Origin of the sequence: Nocardia sp. A7 (assembly GCF_046549215.1) — a bacterium.
GTDB lineage: Bacteria > Actinomycetota > Actinomycetes > Mycobacteriales > Mycobacteriaceae > Nocardia.
On the sequence record NZ_JAJPWE010000001.1, the window covers coordinates 1,508,802 to 1,523,821 of the forward strand.

Below are 15,020 nucleotides of genomic sequence, written 5' to 3' on the forward strand. Positions count from 1 at the left end.
GTGAATGTCTGTGCGCGCGGGCGTAATACCCGAGCGGGGGTATTACTCGGCAGCGCCTTCGGCAGCCTGCTTCTTCTCCTGCAGCGCGGCGGCCAGACGGGCCACCTGACCCGCGGGAGCGTTGAACAGACCGGCAGCCTTGGACAGGTTGCCCTTCATCGCGCCTGCCAGCTTGGCCAGCAGGACCTCGCGGGTTTCCAGGTCGGCGATCTTCTCGACCTCGTCCACGGACAGCGCAGCGCCGTCCATGTAGCCACCCTTGATGACGAGTGCCTTGTTGTCCTTGGCGAAGGTCTTGAGGGCCTTCGCGGCCAGGACGGGCTCACCCGAAATGAAAGTGATGGCGGTCGGTCCGACGAACAAGTCGTCCAGGCCCTCGACGCCCGCTTCCGCGGCCGCGATCTTGACCAGGGTGTTCTTGGCGACGGAGTACGTGGCGTCGGCGCCGAGCGCACGACGCAGCTCGGTGAGCTTGCCGACCGACAGGCCACGGTATTCCGTGACAACAGTGGCCGTGGAGTTCTTGAACTGCTCCGCGATCTCCGCGACAGCGGTGACCTTTTCAGGTTTCGCCATACTTCGCCTCCTCTCTGATGTCGGTTTCGTTGATGCACTACCGAATCAGGGGCCGGCGACAAAACGAACGCCCCGGACGCAAGGCGTACCGGGGCGCAAAATATCTTCGGCCTCAGCTCTCCCTGCGTGGGTCGCCGGCAATGTCGCCGGACCTTCGATCGACACCGAGAAATTCGGCATCAACGACCAACGGTCTTCGGTAGAACGAATGGGTGTGGTCTTCACCGGATGCATACACATCCCGCATGACCGTTGACCACTGTACCTGCACCGACCCCCATCTGCCAAAACGGGTGCCGCGCGGTCCGATTCGGCCGGATTCGTTGTGATGCAGGCCACTTATGGCCAGCGATGTGGCAGCAATCCCACAAAGAAGGTGTTACGCGCAGTGACAGTAATCTGGTTCACTCCATTGCTATGGCAACCTCCATAGTCGCTCCACCAATGCTGCTGGACCGGCGCTCGCAGCGGTTCCTCGCGCTCGTCGTCATCTGTCTGGCCGAATTGCTGGTGGTGCTCGACAACACCATCGTCAACGTCGCCCTCCCCTCGATCGGCGTCCAACTACGGACCGGCGTCTCCGGCCTGCAGTGGGTCGTCGACGCCTACACCCTCACCTTCGCAGGCCTGCTGCTGGCGGCAGGCAATCTCGGCGACCGCTACGGCCGCCGCCGGATCATGACCATCGGCCTCGTCGGCATCGCGGCGATGTCGGTCGGCGGCGCGCTGGCCGAGACGATGACGCAGGTCATCGTCGCCAGGGCCGCGATGGGCGTGTTCGCCGCGGCGGTCTTCCCCGCCACCCTCGCCCTGATCATCAATATCTTCACCGACCGGCGCGAACGAGCCCTTGCCATCGCCGCCTGGACCGCGATGGCCGGTTTCGCGATCGCCATCGGCCCGATCTCGGGTGGCTGGCTGCTCGAACATTTCAGCTGGCACTCGGTGTTCTGGATCAACGTGCCGGTGGCGCTGGTCGCGCTGGTCGCGACACTGATCTGGGTGCCCGAATCGCGCGCCGAGCAGATCGGCAAGCTCGATCTCGTCGGTATCGCGCTCTCGATCGCGGGCATCACGCTGCTGGTGTGGTCGATCATCGAAGCGCCGCACAATGGTTGGCTCTCGCTCACCACGCTGTGCACCGCGACGCTCGGTGCCGTGCTGCTCGCGGGCTTCGTCACCTGGGAATTGCGCACTGCCGCACCGATTCTCAATATGCGACTGTTCCGCAACCGTCGATTCTCGTTGCCCGCGCTGGCGATCGCCATCGGCTACTTCTCGATGTTCGGTTTCCTTTTCCTGATCACCCAGTACTTCCAGGGCGTGCGCGAATACACCCCGCTCGAATTCGGTATCGCGTCCCTACCGTTCGCCATCTCGGTCGCGATCGGCGCACCGGTCGCGACGCTGCTGGCGCAACGGGTCGGCACCACCGCGGTGCTGGTGATCGGCCTGGTGCTCATCGGCGCAGGCCTCTATCTCGGCGGGCAGGTCACCATTGACAGCAGCTACGTGATCGGCGTGTTGCCCTCGATGGTGTTGATGGCATTGGGTCTTGGCATCGTGCAGGGACCGGCCACCGAATCGATCATGTCCTCGCTACCGCTGGACGAGGCGGGTGCGGGCTCGGCCGTCAACGACACGACCCGCGAGATCGGCGGCACCCTCGGCGTCGCGATACTCGGCTCGATCGTGGCCTCGTACTACACCAGCCGGATCGGCGCACGCGTCGACGCGATCCCGACGGGCATCATGAACGACAACGAGAAGAGCCTGGTCAAGGCCAGTCCGCTCAGCGTGCTCGAGCTGCGTAAACGCGAGCTCACGCCGTTCCTCGAAACCCAGCGCGAGAACCTGATCGTCGCCATGAAGTCGGCGACGCTGCAAGGTGCCCACGCCGCCTCGCTGGTCGCCACCGGCGCGGTGCTGGTGTGCGCGGTGATCGTGGCCGTCTTCCTGCCGTGGAAGCCGCAGAGCGGTGAATCGGTGCTGCTCGGCTGGCGGGACAAGGAATCCGAACCGCACAACGACTGAGCCGGCAAACGCCACGAGGGTGGGAACGCAGTGCGTTCCCACCCTCGTGGTTGCTCCAGGAGCTAGCTGTCAGCCGAAGCTCACGCATCCTCGTCGAGGAGGTTGCGGGTGCGGTTCGGGTCCACCGGGATGCCCGGTCCGGTGTTCGTCGAAACCGTGATCTTCTTGACGTAGCGACCCTTGGCGGTCGACGGCTTCACACGCAGGATCTCGTCCAGCGCGGCACCGTAGTTCTCCACCAGCTTGGCATCGTCGAAGGACGCCTTGCCGATGACGAAGTGCAGGTTGGCCTGCTTGTCGACGCGGAAGTTGATCTTGCCGCCCTTGATCTCGTTGACGGCCTTGGTCACATCGTTGGTGACGGTGCCCGTCTTCGGGTTCGGCATCAGACCACGCGGGCCGAGGACACGCGCGATGCGGCCGACCTTGGCCATCTGATCCGGGGTGGCGATCGCGGCGTCGAAGTCGAGCCAGCCGCCCTGGATCCGCTCGATCAGGTCCTCGGCGCCCACGGCGTCGGCGCCCGCGGCCTCGGCCTCGGAAGCCTTCTCGCCCGCGGCGAACACGATGACGCGGGCGGTCTTACCGGTGCCGTGCGGCAGGTTGACGGTGCCACGGACCATCTGGTCGGCCTTGCGGGGATCCACGCCGAGACGGACGGCGACCTCGACGGTCGCGTCGGTCTTGGTGGTCGCGGTCTCCTTCGCCAGGCGCGCGGCGGCCAGCGGGGTGTACAGGGCGTCGCGATCGACCTTCTCAGCAGCGGCGAGGTACGCCTTGCTTCGTTTTGCCATGATTTTCTGTCCTTAAAGTTTCGAGTTCAGATGTGGTTGTCGGGCCTGGCCGGCCCTCCCACATGGAGCGAGATTCGCTCAGCCTTCGACGGTGATACCCATCGAACGCGCGGTACCGGCGATGATCTTCGCGGCCTGATCGATGTCAGTGGCGTTGAGATCCTCGGCCTTGGTCTTGGCGATCTCGCGGACCTGGTCCATCGTGACCTTGGCGACCTTGGTCTTGTGCGGCTCAGCGGAGCCCTTCTGCACACCGGCGGCCTTGAGCAGCAGACGAGCGGCAGGCGGGGTCTTCAGCTTGAAGTCGAACGACCGGTCCTCGTACACCGAGATCTCGACCGGAATGACGTTGCCACGCTGCGACTCGGTCGCGGCGTTGTACGCCTTGCAGAACTCCATGATGTTGACGCCGTGCTGACCGAGCGCGGGGCCGACCGGCGGTGCCGGGTTGGCTGCGCCGGCCTGGATCTGCAGCTTGATGATCCCGGCGAGCTTCTTCTTCTTGGGGGGCATCTTTCTTCCTTGGCTTTCTGGGGTTCGGTTCCTTACGGTTGCCGTAAGCCTCGTATCCGCGCACGACTATGCCCCGACAAGTACTGCGGGGAAGTCAGAACACGAACCATCACACTCTACTCGACCGGCCACACGCCCCAGCAATCGGGGGCGACCAGCACAAACACCAACGGCACCGCCGGTGAGCGGTGCCGTTGACGTGAGTGTGGAAAATCCTAGATCTTGGAGACCTGGGTGAAATTCAGCTCGACCGGGGTCTCGCGACCGAAGATCGACACGAGCACCTTGAGCTTCTGCTGCTCGGCGTTGACCTCGGAGATCGACGCGGGCAGCGTGGCGAACGGGCCGTCCATGACGGTGACCGACTCGCCGACCTCGAAGTCGACCTCGATGGTGGGCTTGCCCGAAGCCGAGCTACCGGCATCCGAACCACCGGCGGCGGCCGCGGCGGCCTTCTTCTGCGCCTGCGCACCGGCCGGGACCAGGAACTTCACAACCTCGTTGATGGTCAGCGGGGTCGGCTTGGCGCCGGGGCCACCGCCGGTCATACCGACGAAACCGGTGACGCCGGGGGTGTTGCGGACCGCGCCCCACGACTCGTTGTTCAGTTCCATCCGGACCAGGATGTAGCCCGGCAGCACCTTGCGGTTGACGTTCTTCTTCTGGCCGTTCTTGATCTCGGTGACCTCTTCGGTCGGCACCTCGACCTGGAAGATGTAGTCCTCGAGGCCCAGGTTCTGCACGCGGGTCTCGAGGTTGGTCTTGACCTTGTTCTCGTAACCGGCGTAAGAGTGCACGACGTACCAGTCGCCGGGCACGCGGCGCAGCTTGATCTTCATCGACTCGATCGGGTCGGCCTCGGGGTCTTCCTCGGTGGCGACCTCGTCGATCACGGCTTCGTCGACGACCTCTTCGGCAGCGGCGTCGTCATCGGCCACATCGGCATCGGCGAGCTCGGCGGCCTCGACCTCGTCGGTGGCGGTTTCCGCCACGACAGTGTCGTCAACCGGGAACTCGTCGTTGGTGTCGTTCTCCGGGGTGCTCACTGAGGCACTCGCTTCCTGTGTCGTCACGTACATCCTCTGGGCCAGGTCGGGTGCGCGGAGGCACACTCCGTCGTTCCGGCCCGCGATCGGCTACCGGCGTGGGTGTCGGCGATCAGCCGAACAGCCAGTCGACACCCTTGACGAACGCTACGTCGATCCCGGCGATGAACGCGACCATGAAGACCACGAACACCAGAACGACGGCCGTATAGGTGACCATCTGCTTCCGGTTGGGCCAGATCACCTTGCGCAGTTCCGCGATGACCTCTCGCAGGAACTTGAGCACCCGTTTGAACGGGTTGCCCGTCTTGGCCTTGCCGGCAGTCTTGTCCGCCTTGCGCGAGGCCGATGGCCGATCGAGCGTGGCCACCGATCCGTTGTCTGCCGGAGCATCCGACGCGCGCACACGACGAGCAGACCGCTTGCCACTCGGTCGAGTGGCAGCGGCGGTGTCCTCGCCGTCTTCGCGAGTATCCCGCTCGTCGCTCACGTCGATCCTCTCTCGTCGCTGGCATTCAGGGCAGGGGCGACAGGACTTGAACCTGCAACCTGCGGTTTTGGAGACCGCTGCTCTGCCAATTGAGCTACGCCCCTTCGGTTGGACCAGCCTGAGCTGTAATGCCCAACCACATTCGATATTCGGTTGTTCCTAGCGCCACACAACACGCGCGCCGCTTCCATGAGGAGCTAGCCCCTCGGGAAGATCAGCGCGCAGCATCTCGTGACCCCAGAGTCCCGACTATACGTCACCGCGCGCGGTTATCGCCAATCGCCGACACTCGACCAGGTCAGGACAACTGGACGGTTGCCGTGGCGCGGCCGAAGATCTTTTTGCCCGCCGACTTGGCCGTGATGGCGACCACGGCGGTCCGTGTCCGCGGATCGACCGACTTCACCTTGCCGGTGTATTCGACCTCGGCCGGGACCTCGGAACCGACATAGACCGGGCTGGTGAAACGGACGTTGTATTCCTTCACCGCGCCTGGATCGCCCAGCCACGAGGTGACGAAACCGCCGCCGAGACCCATCGTGAGCATGCCGTGCGCGACCACGTCGTCCAGGCCGACCAGCTTCACGACCTCGTCGCTCCAGTGGATCGGGTTCGCGTCGCCGGACACACCCGCGTAGTTGACCAGGTCGCCGCGGGTGAGTCGCACCGAGCGCGGGGGCAGCTCGTCACCTGCCGCCACGCTGTCGAAGGACAGGGCGTGCACGCTGACCGTCGGTACGGGCTGCTTGGTGATCGGATCGGGGACGATCCCGACGGAAAGCTCGGACGGCGCGTGATGGGCGGGCTCTTCCTCGCCGAGTCCGTGCATGAGTACATTGCGCACCGCGACCGACATCCGTGGATCGATGTCGCCACCACTGCGGCCGATCAGGGTGGTGTAGGTGGTGAGCACCAATTCGTCGTCCTGGGCGGTGACGATGTTCTTGGTCACGATGATGTCGCCACCGAAGGCCTGCCGGAAAGAATGCAGATACACATCGCAGGTCAACTGGTCGCCGACCCGGATCGGGCGGTGGAATTCCAGGATCTGATCGGTCTGCATGATCTGACTCAGGTCGTACCCGGTCACGATCTGTTCGAACAGCTTGCGCTGGGCGAGGATGCCGACCAGGGAAATGAAGGTGAGCGGGGCGAGCAGACCCTGATGGCCGTACTCACGGGCGATGTCCTCTTCCCAGTGCACCGGGTGGTAGTCCTGCACGGCACGGGCGTATTCGCGCACCTTCTCGCGGCCGACCTCGTAGTAGTCGTCGACGCGGTAGTGGTGGCCGACCATCGACGCCGCGTGAGCGGCGGGATCGAAGGATTCGGCGGCTGCGGAAGAGACCGCTTCGTGAGTTCCGGTGTTCACTGTCACAACGTGGACCTTACTCACTTGTTGGACAGCACCGAAGTCGACCGGTGTTGAACGTGACTCGTCCCTGTGCTGTATCAGCCCCGAACTTCGCGTGAACTTACCGCGAAAAGCACAAAGGCCGGACTCTCGTCCGGCCTTTGGCAGATGTTCTTGAAAACTAGCGCGACTCGCGGTGCGCCCGGTGAGTTCCGCAGTTCGGGCAGAACTTCTTCAGCTCGAGGCGATCCGGGTCGTTACGCCGGTTCTTCTTGGTGATGTAATTGCGGTGCTTGCACTCGTCGCAGGCCAAGGTGATCTTTGGCCGGACATCGGTGGACTTCGCGGCCACGATTTGCCTTCTTTCCGGTCTGGGCTGAGTTGAAATTGGTAGCGATGGCCGGACTTGAACCGGCGACACAACGATTATGAGTCGTTTGCTCTACCAACTGAGCTACACCGCCACGGCGGACTAATATCCCGATGATGCCGCGGTAAGCCGCTCACCACCGGCAATCCGGCGAGCCCCCTAACGGAATCGAACCGTTGACCTTTTCCTTACCATGGAAACGCTCTACCGACTGAGCTAAGGGGGCATGACAACGTGGCACAGAGTCCGTATCGGCAAGCCGATCAGCGTGACCCCGTGCTCCGGCGTCTTGAACGAGATTACACACCTACACCATGCACCACCAAATCGCGTGGTCAGGACATGTTTTTGCCCGTCCGCGGCCCCGGGAACGGGCCCGATTCGGCATAGCTACCTACCGACCGTACCTCAGAAACCAAGGAACCCCGCCGATCTCATGATCGACGGGGTTCGATGTGGCAGATGTAGGATTCGAACCTACGTAGGCATAAGCCGACGGATTTACAGTCCGCTCCCATTGGCCGCTCGGGCAATCTGCCGTGTGCGCCGTTTCCGGTGCGCTGAGCAGCTTACAACGTACCCACCCGGACTATCAAAACGCCTGCACAGACCCCCTGCGAGCACACGTCGGCCCCCGATGCGGGTACAACTGTCTCGGTGGCCGGTAGAACCCCGGCCGGAATTCGCCGGACCTTCACAGGACAGGAGCGCAGTGTGGCTGATTCGTCATTCGACGTCGTGAGCAAGGTCGATCGTCAGGAGGTCGACAACGCTCTGCATCAGGCGGAGAAAGAGCTGAACTCGCGCTATGACTTCAAGGGCACCGATGCGTCGATCGCGTGGTCGGGCGAGGAAGCCATCGTGCTGACCGCCAATGCCGAGGAGCGGGTGCAGGCGGCGCTCGACGTCTTCAAGGAGAAGCTGATCCGTCGCGATATCTCGCTCAAGGCGTTCGACGCCGGCGAGGCGCAGCCGTCGGGGAAGGTGTTCAAGATCACCGGCACGCTGGTGCAGGGCATCGACACCGAGAAGGCGAAGAAGATCTCCAAGAAGATCCGCGACGAGGGCCCCAAGGGCGTGAAGGCTCAGATCCAGGGCGAGGAGCTGCGGGTCAGCAGCAAGAAGCGGGATGACCTGCAGGAAGTGATCTCGCTGCTCAAGGGCGAGGATTTCGGCATCGCCCTGCAGTTCGTCAACTACAGGTAATTCGGCGGCTGGCGCCGCGGGGTTTTCGGCCCCTTGTGCCTCGGATTCGAGGCGGCCGAAACCCGTGGTGGTCAGTACGGGTGACTACCGCCCGCCATCTCTTCCAAGCGCTTGATTCGTTCGTCCATCGGGGGGTGGGTGGAATACCAGCGGGCCACGCGGTCGCCCGTGCGGAACGGGTTGGCGATCATCAGGTGCGATTCGCTGGTGATCTTGGGATCCGGCGGAAGCGGTGCCACCTGGACGCCGCGTTCGATCTTGCGCAGGGCCGAGGCCAGGGAGAGGGGGTCGCCGGTGAGTTCGGCGCCGGACTGATCGGCCTGGAACTCCCGCGATCGCGAGACCGCCATCCTGATCAGGCCCGCGGCGATCGGGCCGAGCAGTGAGACCAGCAGCACACCGACGATGTTCGGGCCGTTGCCGTCTCTGTTGCCGAACGAGCTCGCGAAGAACGCCATGTTCGCCAGGCCGGTGATGATCGAGGCCATCGCGCCCGCCACCGACGAGATCAGGATGTCGCGGTTGTAGACGTGGGACAGCTCGTGGCCGAGCACCGCGCGCAGTTCGCGTTCATCGAGCAGTTGCAGGATGCCACTGGTACAGCAGACCGCGGCGTGGCGCGGATTGCGGCCGGTCGCGAACGCGTTCGGGGCGCTGGTCGGACTGATGTAGAGCCGCGGCATCGGCTGGCGCGCCGTGGTCGCGAGCTCGCGCACGATCCGATACATGACCGGCGCTTCCAGTTCGCTCACCGGTTGCGCGTGCATCGCCTTCAACGCCAGCTTGTCGCTGTTGAAGTAGGCGTAGGCGTTCATGCCGACAGCCAGCACGATCGAGATGATCAGGATCGTCGGGCTGCGAAACATCGCCCCGATGGCGACGATCAGCGCCGACATCCCAACCATCAAGCCGAAGGTCTTGATCCCATTGGGCATGAAGGAGAAACGCGAATCCCGCCCCGAAAGTTCCTCGTCAGCCGACCCGCTCGATGGTGTAGCGGACGAGGCGGGTGAGGGCGTCGTTGGCCGGGCCCGCGGGCAGGGCCGCGAGTTCGGTGTCGGCGAGGTCGGCGTATTCGGCCAGCTTTTCCTTGGCCAGCGCCATGCCGGGTGAGCGGCGCAGCAGCTCCAGCGCCTCGTCGACCTCGGCGTCGGTCTCCAGCGGGCGGGCCAGCAGGGTGCGCAGGCGGTCGCCGTCGGCGCCGGACTCGCGCAGGGCGTAGAGCACCGGCAGGGTGTGCACGCCTTCGCGCAGGTCGGTGCCCGGCGTCTTGCCGGACTGCTCGGCCGAGGACGAGATGTCGATGATGTCGTCGGAGATCTGGAAGGCGGTGCCGACCGCGTCACCGAGACGGGCCAGGCGTTCGACATGCTCGAGGCCCGCGCCGGAGAAGGTGCCACCGAAGCGGCCCGCGGCGGCGATGAGCGAGCCGGTCTTCTCCCACACCACGCGCAGGTAGTGCTCGACGGGATCCTGAGTCTGCTTGGCGCCCATGGTTTCCCGCATCTGGCCGGTGACCAGCTCGGCGAAGGTCTCGGCGATGATGCGGACCGCATCGGGGCCGAGGGTGGAGGTCAGGCGCGAGGCGTGGGCGAACAGGTAGTCGCCCGCCAGGATCGCGATGTTGTTGCCCCAGCGCGAGTTGACGCTCTCCGCACCGCGACGCTGGGTCGCCTCGTCCATGACATCGTCGTGATAGAGCGTCGCCAGGTGCACCAGTTCCACGACCGTGCCCGCGGTGACCAGCGCCGGGTCGGTGGGATTGGGGCCGAGCTGGCCGGTGAGCACGGTGAACAGCGGCCGGAACCGCTTACCGCCCGCCCTGGCCAGGTGCAGGGCAGCCTCCTGGAGGAAGTCCGCGCCGTCGGAGAGTTCGTCGACGAGCAGCTTCTCGACCGCTGCCAGTCCGTCGCGCACGATGACGGCGAGTTCGGGATCGACGAGATCCACCCCGGCGACCACGGTGCTTTCGTCGCTCACAGCCGATGTGCTCATTATCTTCTCCCAGCGATGTGTCCGACCCCGACGGGTAGCAACCTAGCGTGTTCCGGCACTATGGCCGATGAACCCCGTCACACAGTGACTATTCCCGGTGTACCCGACACTCTCGCACAGCGGCCGACAGTGCCAGTATTGAGCCATGGGTTCACCGGATCTCACCCCTGCCGACCGTGCTCCACTGCCTGCCGCCGTCGAGGTACTGGTGGTCGGAGCAGGGCCAGCCGGTTCCGCGTCGGCGGCGTGGGCCGCGCGCGCCGGACGCGATGTACTGCTGCTCGATTCGGCGGTTTTCCCGCGCGACAAGACCTGCGGAGACGGGCTGACACCGCGCGCCACCGCCGAACTGGAACACCTGGGTCTCGGCGAATGGTTGCGCGCGCACACGGTGAACCACGGCCTGCGGATGGCAGGCTTCGGCAAGGAGGCGCTGCTGCCGTGGCCGGGCGGGTCGTTCCCGACGTACGGAAGTGCCGTCCCCCGAACCGAACTCGACGACAAGCTGCGCGAGACCGCGATCAAGTCCGGTGCGCGGATGGTCGACGGCGCGAAGGTCACCGAGGTGCTGCGCGAGGGCGAGCGGGTCACCGGGGTGACGGTGCGCATCGGCGAGAACACCCACACGGTGCGCTGCCGGGTACTTGTGGTGGCCGACGGCGTGCGCTCCCCCATCGGAAAACAGTTGGGCCGCACCTGGCATCGCCGCTACGCCTACGGCACGGCCGCCCGCGCTTACATCAAGTCCGGCCGCAGTGACGACCAGTGGATCTCCTCGCATCTGGAACTGCGCAACGCCGCCGACGAACTGGTCCCCGGCTACGGCTGGATCTTCCCGCTCGGCAACGGTGAGGTGAACATCGGCGTCGGCTCGCTGGCCACCGAGGCGCGGCCCTCCCATGTCGCGCTCAAGCCGCTGCTCGAGCACTACACCCGGCTGCGCCGTGAGGAATGGGAACTCCAGGGCGAACTGCGCGCGGTGGCCTCGGCACTGCTGCCGATGGGCGGCGCGGTCTCGAATGTGGCGGGCCGGAACTGGGTGCTGGTCGGTGACGCCGCGGGCTGCGTGAACCCACTGAACGGCGAAGGCATCGACTACGGCCTGGAAGGCGGACACCTGCTCGCGGGTCTGCTCGACGAGCCCGACCTGACCGCGGTGTGGCCGCAACTACTGCGCGACCGCTACGGCCGCACCTTCTCGGTGGCGCGCAGACTCGCCGGCCTGGCCACCCAGCCGAGGATGGTCCCCCTCGGTGGGCCGCCGGTGATGCGCTCGAAGTACCTGCAGCGCACGGCGGTTCGTGTGATGGGCAACCTGGTGACCGATGAGGACCTCGACCTCACCGCGCGCGCATGGCGTGCGGCCGGGCGAGCATCTCTGCGCGCCGACGAACTCCCGCCCTTCAGCTGATGACCGAGCGCGGGCGAGCGGAGCAGTCGTGAGCGAGGCATCGCGTCGCCCGGTGCGCGAGGGTGCCGCTCGGTGAAGCGGCACCCGTCGCCGACGGCTCAGAGCTTGGCGAACCAGCTCTCGATGAATTTGCGTTCGCTGTTGAGGACGCGCTGGAGCAGCTGTTCTGCCAATGGCTCGATGGCACCGCCGACCAGCGGAACCTTCACCTTGACGGTGCCGACGACCTCGATTTCACTGCCCTCGGCGGTGGGGCGCAGTTCGTAGGTGCCCGACATCTCGATGGTGATGCCGCTGGTGTTGCCGGTGAAGCTGCCCTTGGCGATCTCGCCGTCCAGCGGCTGCCAGTTGTCGGTGCGAACCAGGACGAGATCGCTCTTGAGCACCTTGCGCACCAGGGCGGGCACCTTGTCTTTACCTGGGGTTTCGGTCATATGGATGGTTATCGAGCTGGGGCCGTCGGGATGGGAGAGTTCGATGGTCGCGGTCTCGGCGGCGGCGAATCGCGCCTGCCAGACGGCATCGTCGACAAGTGCCCGGTGAAGCTCTTCGACCGGGACTGCATAGGGCACGGTGAAGCTGAATTTGCGGGACATGACGGGAATGGTAAGCGGATTCGTCAACCCCGGCTCCGGCAGGCACCAGCCGCCGAAGATACAGCCGGTAGGGTGTGGCGGGTGTCGGAGACCAGCCTGTCGGAACGGCGGACCAAGCGCCTGCGGCGGGTTCGGATGTGGGTGGTCGGGGCGGCGACCGTGGTCAGCGTGCTGATGGTGTTGCTGGTACTCGCGGCCTGGCGCAACGATTTCGAGATCGAGCGCCATCGTGGCGTGACCTCCGGTGAGGTGCTGTCCGCGGGCCGGTTGCGCTCGGCGGTGATCTACGTGACGCCCGACAGCGTGACCCACAATCCCAAGGTCGGCATCCTGTATCCGACGAATCTGACCGCTGGTCAGCGGATCAATGTGGAGTACAGCACGCGTGATCCCGACCTGGTCCGGGTGGCGGGACGCGATGCGCGGGTGGCGATCGTTCCGGCGGCCTCGGTGATCTTCGTGGCCTGGGCGCTGGCCATGCCGGTGCTGTGGATAGTGCGACGCAAGCAGCGCGAGGCGTAACTTCGTTTGCTGTTCGTCCCGGCTTCATGTCGGTGTGGGGGTATCGCGCGGTGTAGCGGTCACCCTGAAAGTGTGCGCGTAGCCATCGTCTCGGAGTCTTTCCTGCCGAACATGAACGGCGTCGTCAACTCCGTGCTGCGGGTGTTGGAGCACCTGGACCAGCACGGCCACGAGGCGATGATCGTGGCGCCCGATACCCTGCGCGGCGTCCCACCGGCACCTCGCTTTCACGGCCGCTTCCCGGTGCACCGCGTGCCCGCGATGATGGTGCCGAAGGTGAGTTCGCTGCCGGTGGGACTGCCGCAACCGGGAATCACCGCCGCCATCGCCGCTTTCGATCCCGATGTGGTGCATCTGGCCTCGCCGTTCCTGCTCGGCGCCGGCGGGCTCGCGGCGGCGACGCGGCTGGATCTGCCTACCGTCGCGGTGTATCAGACCGATGTGGCGGGGTTCGCGAAGAGCTATGGGCTCGGGTTGGCCGCACGGGCCGCGTGGGCGTGGACGCGCCGAATTCACGAGGGCGCCACCCGCACGCTGGCGCCGTCGTCGGCGGCCGCGCACGACCTCGCCGAGCACGGGATTCCCCGGGTGCATCGCTGGGGCAGGGGCGTGGATATCGCCCGGTTCAACCCGGCGGCGCGCAGTGACGAATTGCGGGCGAGCTGGCTGGGATCGAATGATCGGCTCGTCGTGGGGTTCGTGGGCAGGCTCGCGCCGGAAAAGCACGTGGAGCGGCTGGCCGCGCTGGCCGGTGACCCGTCGATCCAGCTCGTCGTGGTTGGCGACGGACCGGAGCGGGCCCGGCTGCGCAAGTTGATGCCGGACGCGGTGTTCACCGGCGAACTGGGTGGCAGCGAGCTGGCCACGCATTACGCCAGCCTGGACGTGATGGTGCATCCCGGCGAGCACGAGACGTTCTGCCAGGGCGTGCAGGAGGCACTGTCCTCGGGGGTACCGGTGATCGGGCCCGACGCAGGCGGGCCACGGGACCTGATCTCCCCCTGCCGCAACGGGTACCTGCTGCCGGTCGACCGGTTCGCGGAGTTGCTGCCGAGCGCGGTGTCGGCCCTGCGTGACGCGGGTCAGCGCGGCCTGTTCGCGGCGGCCGCGCGCAAGTCGGTCCTGCACCGCACCTGGCCCGCGGTCTGCACCGAGCTGATGGGCCACTACGCCGACGTCACCGGGACGCGCGAGCGATTGCCGCGCACCGCCTGAGTGGTGAAACCCACTCGCGCTATCGCGGCGATAAAACTCTAAGCTCGGTTCGTGGCGACAACAGAGCAGCGAGAACCGATTCGGGCTTCGCTGGACAAGCAACCCCACGAGGTCGCGTCGATGTTCGACGGTGTGGCAAAGCGCTACGACCTCACCAATACGGTCATCTCCGGTGGCCAGGATCGGTATTGGCGGTGGGCGACGCGACGCGCTCTCGGGCTGCGTCCCGGCGAACGGGTCCTCGACCTGGCCGCGGGTACCGGCGTCTCGACCGTCGAACTCGGCAAGTCCGGCGCCTGGTGTGTGGCGGCCGACTTCTCCCAGGGGATGCTGGCGGCGGGCCGATTCCGACAGGTGCCGATGGTGGCGGGCGATGCGATGGCGTTGCCGTTCGCCGACGATTCGTTCGACGCGGTGACCATCTCGTTCGGGCTGCGCAATGTCGCCGATATCGATGTGGCGCTGCGCGAGATGCTGCGGGTGACCAAGCCGGGCGGACGGGTGGTGGTGTGCGAGTTCTCCACACCGGTGTTCGGGCCGTTCCGCACCGTGTACATGGAGTACCTGATGAAGGCGCTGCCGCGGGTAGCGCAGGCGGTGAGCTCGAACCCGGACGCGTACGTGTACCTGGCCGAGTCGATCCGTGCGTGGCCCAACCAGCGCAGGCTGGCCCGCCGGATCGCGGACGCCGGCTGGGACTCGGTGCAGTGGCGTGATCTCACCGGTGGCGTGGTGGCACTGCACCGTGGCTACAAATTGGGCTGAAACACTGTCGGTGGCCGGCGTGAGTCCGGTCACCCCGGCTCGCGCGTGTTTGCGTGCCGACGGCCCGGAATGCGCCCTGATCAGGGGTGATATTCGGGCGGAATCCTCACCGTCGAGATTTTGACTTGTGAGG

At 65.7% G+C, this 15,020-nt stretch carries 16 protein-coding genes and 4 tRNA genes; 6 read left to right on the top strand and 14 right to left on the bottom strand.

Annotation, left to right across the window (positions count from 1 at the left end):
* Nucleotides 1-42: 42 nt before the first annotated feature.
* A complete protein-coding gene (gene rplJ, locus ACLJPD_RS06655) occupies nt 43-576 on the bottom strand; it encodes a 50S ribosomal protein L10 (RefSeq protein ID WP_410870848.1) in 534 nt (177 codons plus the stop codon).
* A gap of 417 nt (nt 577-993) precedes the next feature.
* On the opposite strand from rplJ, the gene ACLJPD_RS06660 reads away from it, so the two are divergent.
* The gene (locus ACLJPD_RS06660) at nt 994-2,610 is read left to right on the top strand and encodes an MFS transporter (RefSeq protein WP_410870849.1); all 1,617 of its coding nucleotides are present in this window, start codon (nt 994-996) and stop codon (nt 2,608-2,610) included.
* A gap of 80 nt (nt 2,611-2,690) precedes the next feature.
* On the opposite strand, the gene rplA is transcribed toward ACLJPD_RS06660, so the two are convergent.
* The 10 genes from rplA to ACLJPD_RS06710 form a co-directional block, all read right to left on the bottom strand.
* Nucleotides 2,691-3,404, bottom strand: coding sequence for a 50S ribosomal protein L1 (rplA, locus tag ACLJPD_RS06665; protein WP_410870850.1), 714 nt, complete (start codon nt 3,402-3,404; stop codon nt 2,691-2,693).
* Between the two features lie 78 nt (nt 3,405-3,482).
* On the bottom strand, nt 3,483-3,917 hold the full coding sequence (gene rplK, locus ACLJPD_RS06670) for a 50S ribosomal protein L11 (RefSeq protein WP_056814343.1): 435 nt from the start codon (nt 3,915-3,917) through the stop codon (nt 3,483-3,485).
* A 215-nt stretch (nt 3,918-4,132) separates the two neighbouring features.
* On the bottom strand, nt 4,133-4,963 hold the full coding sequence (gene nusG / locus ACLJPD_RS06675; RefSeq protein ID WP_410871947.1) for a transcription termination/antitermination protein NusG: 831 nt from the start codon (nt 4,961-4,963) through the stop codon (nt 4,133-4,135).
* Between the two features lie 112 nt (nt 4,964-5,075).
* Entirely contained in the window at nt 5,076-5,453 is a 378-nt protein-coding gene (gene secE / locus ACLJPD_RS06680) for a preprotein translocase subunit SecE (protein ID WP_410870851.1), read from the bottom strand.
* A gap of 31 nt (nt 5,454-5,484) precedes the next feature.
* Nucleotides 5,485-5,557: transfer RNA gene (locus ACLJPD_RS06685), tRNA-Trp, on the bottom strand.
* A 194-nt stretch (nt 5,558-5,751) separates the two neighbouring features.
* Nucleotides 5,752-6,825: a fused (3R)-hydroxyacyl-ACP dehydratase subunits HadA/HadB gene (locus ACLJPD_RS06690; protein ID WP_410871948.1), complete on the bottom strand. Its 1,074-nt coding sequence runs from the start codon at nt 6,823-6,825 to the stop codon at nt 5,752-5,754.
* A gap of 163 nt (nt 6,826-6,988) precedes the next feature.
* The gene (gene rpmG, locus ACLJPD_RS06695; RefSeq protein WP_056814348.1) at nt 6,989-7,159 is read right to left on the bottom strand and encodes a 50S ribosomal protein L33; all 171 of its coding nucleotides are present in this window, start codon (nt 7,157-7,159) and stop codon (nt 6,989-6,991) included.
* Between the two features lie 36 nt (nt 7,160-7,195).
* Nucleotides 7,196-7,271 (bottom strand) — tRNA-Met (locus tag ACLJPD_RS06700).
* A gap of 59 nt (nt 7,272-7,330) precedes the next feature.
* Nucleotides 7,331-7,403 (bottom strand) — tRNA-Thr (locus ACLJPD_RS06705).
* A gap of 230 nt (nt 7,404-7,633) precedes the next feature.
* Nucleotides 7,634-7,716 (bottom strand) — tRNA-Tyr (locus ACLJPD_RS06710).
* A 175-nt stretch (nt 7,717-7,891) separates the two neighbouring features.
* Here ACLJPD_RS06710 and ACLJPD_RS06715 point away from each other — a divergent pair.
* The gene (locus tag ACLJPD_RS06715) at nt 7,892-8,383 is read left to right on the top strand and encodes a YajQ family cyclic di-GMP-binding protein (protein WP_056814350.1); all 492 of its coding nucleotides are present in this window, start codon (nt 7,892-7,894) and stop codon (nt 8,381-8,383) included.
* Between the two features lie 71 nt (nt 8,384-8,454).
* On the opposite strand, the gene htpX is transcribed toward ACLJPD_RS06715, so the two are convergent.
* Together htpX and ACLJPD_RS06725 are read right to left on the bottom strand one after the other, a co-directional pair.
* On the bottom strand, nt 8,455-9,318 hold the full coding sequence (gene htpX, locus ACLJPD_RS06720; protein WP_410870852.1) for a zinc metalloprotease HtpX: 864 nt from the start codon (nt 9,316-9,318) through the stop codon (nt 8,455-8,457).
* A gap of 37 nt (nt 9,319-9,355) precedes the next feature.
* Nucleotides 9,356-10,378 (bottom strand): polyprenyl synthetase family protein, encoded by a 1,023-nt coding sequence (locus ACLJPD_RS06725; RefSeq protein WP_410870853.1) that lies wholly within the window; start codon nt 10,376-10,378, stop codon nt 9,356-9,358.
* Nucleotides 10,379-10,523: 145 nt separating this feature from the next.
* On the opposite strand from ACLJPD_RS06725, the gene ACLJPD_RS06730 reads away from it, so the two are divergent.
* A complete protein-coding gene (locus ACLJPD_RS06730; RefSeq protein ID WP_410870854.1) occupies nt 10,524-11,789 on the top strand; it encodes a geranylgeranyl reductase family protein in 1,266 nt (421 codons plus the stop codon).
* 98 nt (nt 11,790-11,887) lie between these two features.
* Here ACLJPD_RS06730 and ACLJPD_RS06735 read toward each other — a convergent pair whose 3' ends face one another.
* Nucleotides 11,888-12,385, bottom strand: a complete 498-nt coding sequence (locus ACLJPD_RS06735) for a DUF2505 domain-containing protein (RefSeq protein WP_410870855.1) — start codon at nt 12,383-12,385, stop codon at nt 11,888-11,890.
* A gap of 135 nt (nt 12,386-12,520) precedes the next feature.
* Between ACLJPD_RS06735 and ACLJPD_RS06740 the strand changes: the two genes are divergently transcribed.
* From ACLJPD_RS06740 to ACLJPD_RS06750, 3 genes are all read left to right on the top strand, one after another.
* Nucleotides 12,521-12,907 (top strand): DUF3592 domain-containing protein, encoded by a 387-nt coding sequence (locus tag ACLJPD_RS06740; protein ID WP_410871949.1) that lies wholly within the window; start codon nt 12,521-12,523, stop codon nt 12,905-12,907.
* A gap of 72 nt (nt 12,908-12,979) precedes the next feature.
* Nucleotides 12,980-14,122: a glycosyltransferase family 4 protein gene (locus ACLJPD_RS06745; RefSeq protein ID WP_410870856.1), complete on the top strand. Its 1,143-nt coding sequence runs from the start codon at nt 12,980-12,982 to the stop codon at nt 14,120-14,122.
* Between the two features lie 51 nt (nt 14,123-14,173).
* Nucleotides 14,174-14,887 carry a demethylmenaquinone methyltransferase gene (locus tag ACLJPD_RS06750; protein ID WP_266293685.1) on the top strand — a complete coding sequence of 238 codons (714 nt, stop codon included), beginning with the start codon at nt 14,174-14,176 and terminating at the stop codon, nt 14,885-14,887.
* Nucleotides 14,888-15,020 lie beyond the last annotated feature (133 nt).

Bases quoted from the DNA above. Each gene is read 5' to 3' on its own strand.
- rplJ (WP_410870848.1), bottom strand. From the start codon at position 576: ATGGCGAAACCTGAAAAGGTCACCGCTGTCGCGGAGATCGCGGAGCAG.
- ACLJPD_RS06660 (WP_410870849.1), top strand. From the start codon at position 994: ATGGCAACCTCCATAGTCGCTCCACCAATGCTGCTGGACCGGCGCTCG.
- rplA (WP_410870850.1), bottom strand. From the start codon at position 3,404: ATGGCAAAACGAAGCAAGGCGTACCTCGCCGCTGCTGAGAAGGTCGAT.
- rplK (WP_056814343.1), bottom strand. From the start codon at position 3,917: ATGCCCCCCAAGAAGAAGAAGCTCGCCGGGATCATCAAGCTGCAGATC.
- htpX (WP_410870852.1), bottom strand. From the start codon at position 9,318: ATGCCCAATGGGATCAAGACCTTCGGCTTGATGGTTGGGATGTCGGCG.
- ACLJPD_RS06725 (WP_410870853.1), bottom strand. From the start codon at position 10,378: ATGAGCACATCGGCTGTGAGCGACGAAAGCACCGTGGTCGCCGGGGTG.
- ACLJPD_RS06730 (WP_410870854.1), top strand. From the start codon at position 10,524: ATGGGTTCACCGGATCTCACCCCTGCCGACCGTGCTCCACTGCCTGCC.
- ACLJPD_RS06735 (WP_410870855.1), bottom strand. From the start codon at position 12,385: ATGTCCCGCAAATTCAGCTTCACCGTGCCCTATGCAGTCCCGGTCGAA.
- ACLJPD_RS06740 (WP_410871949.1), top strand. From the start codon at position 12,521: ATGTGGGTGGTCGGGGCGGCGACCGTGGTCAGCGTGCTGATGGTGTTG.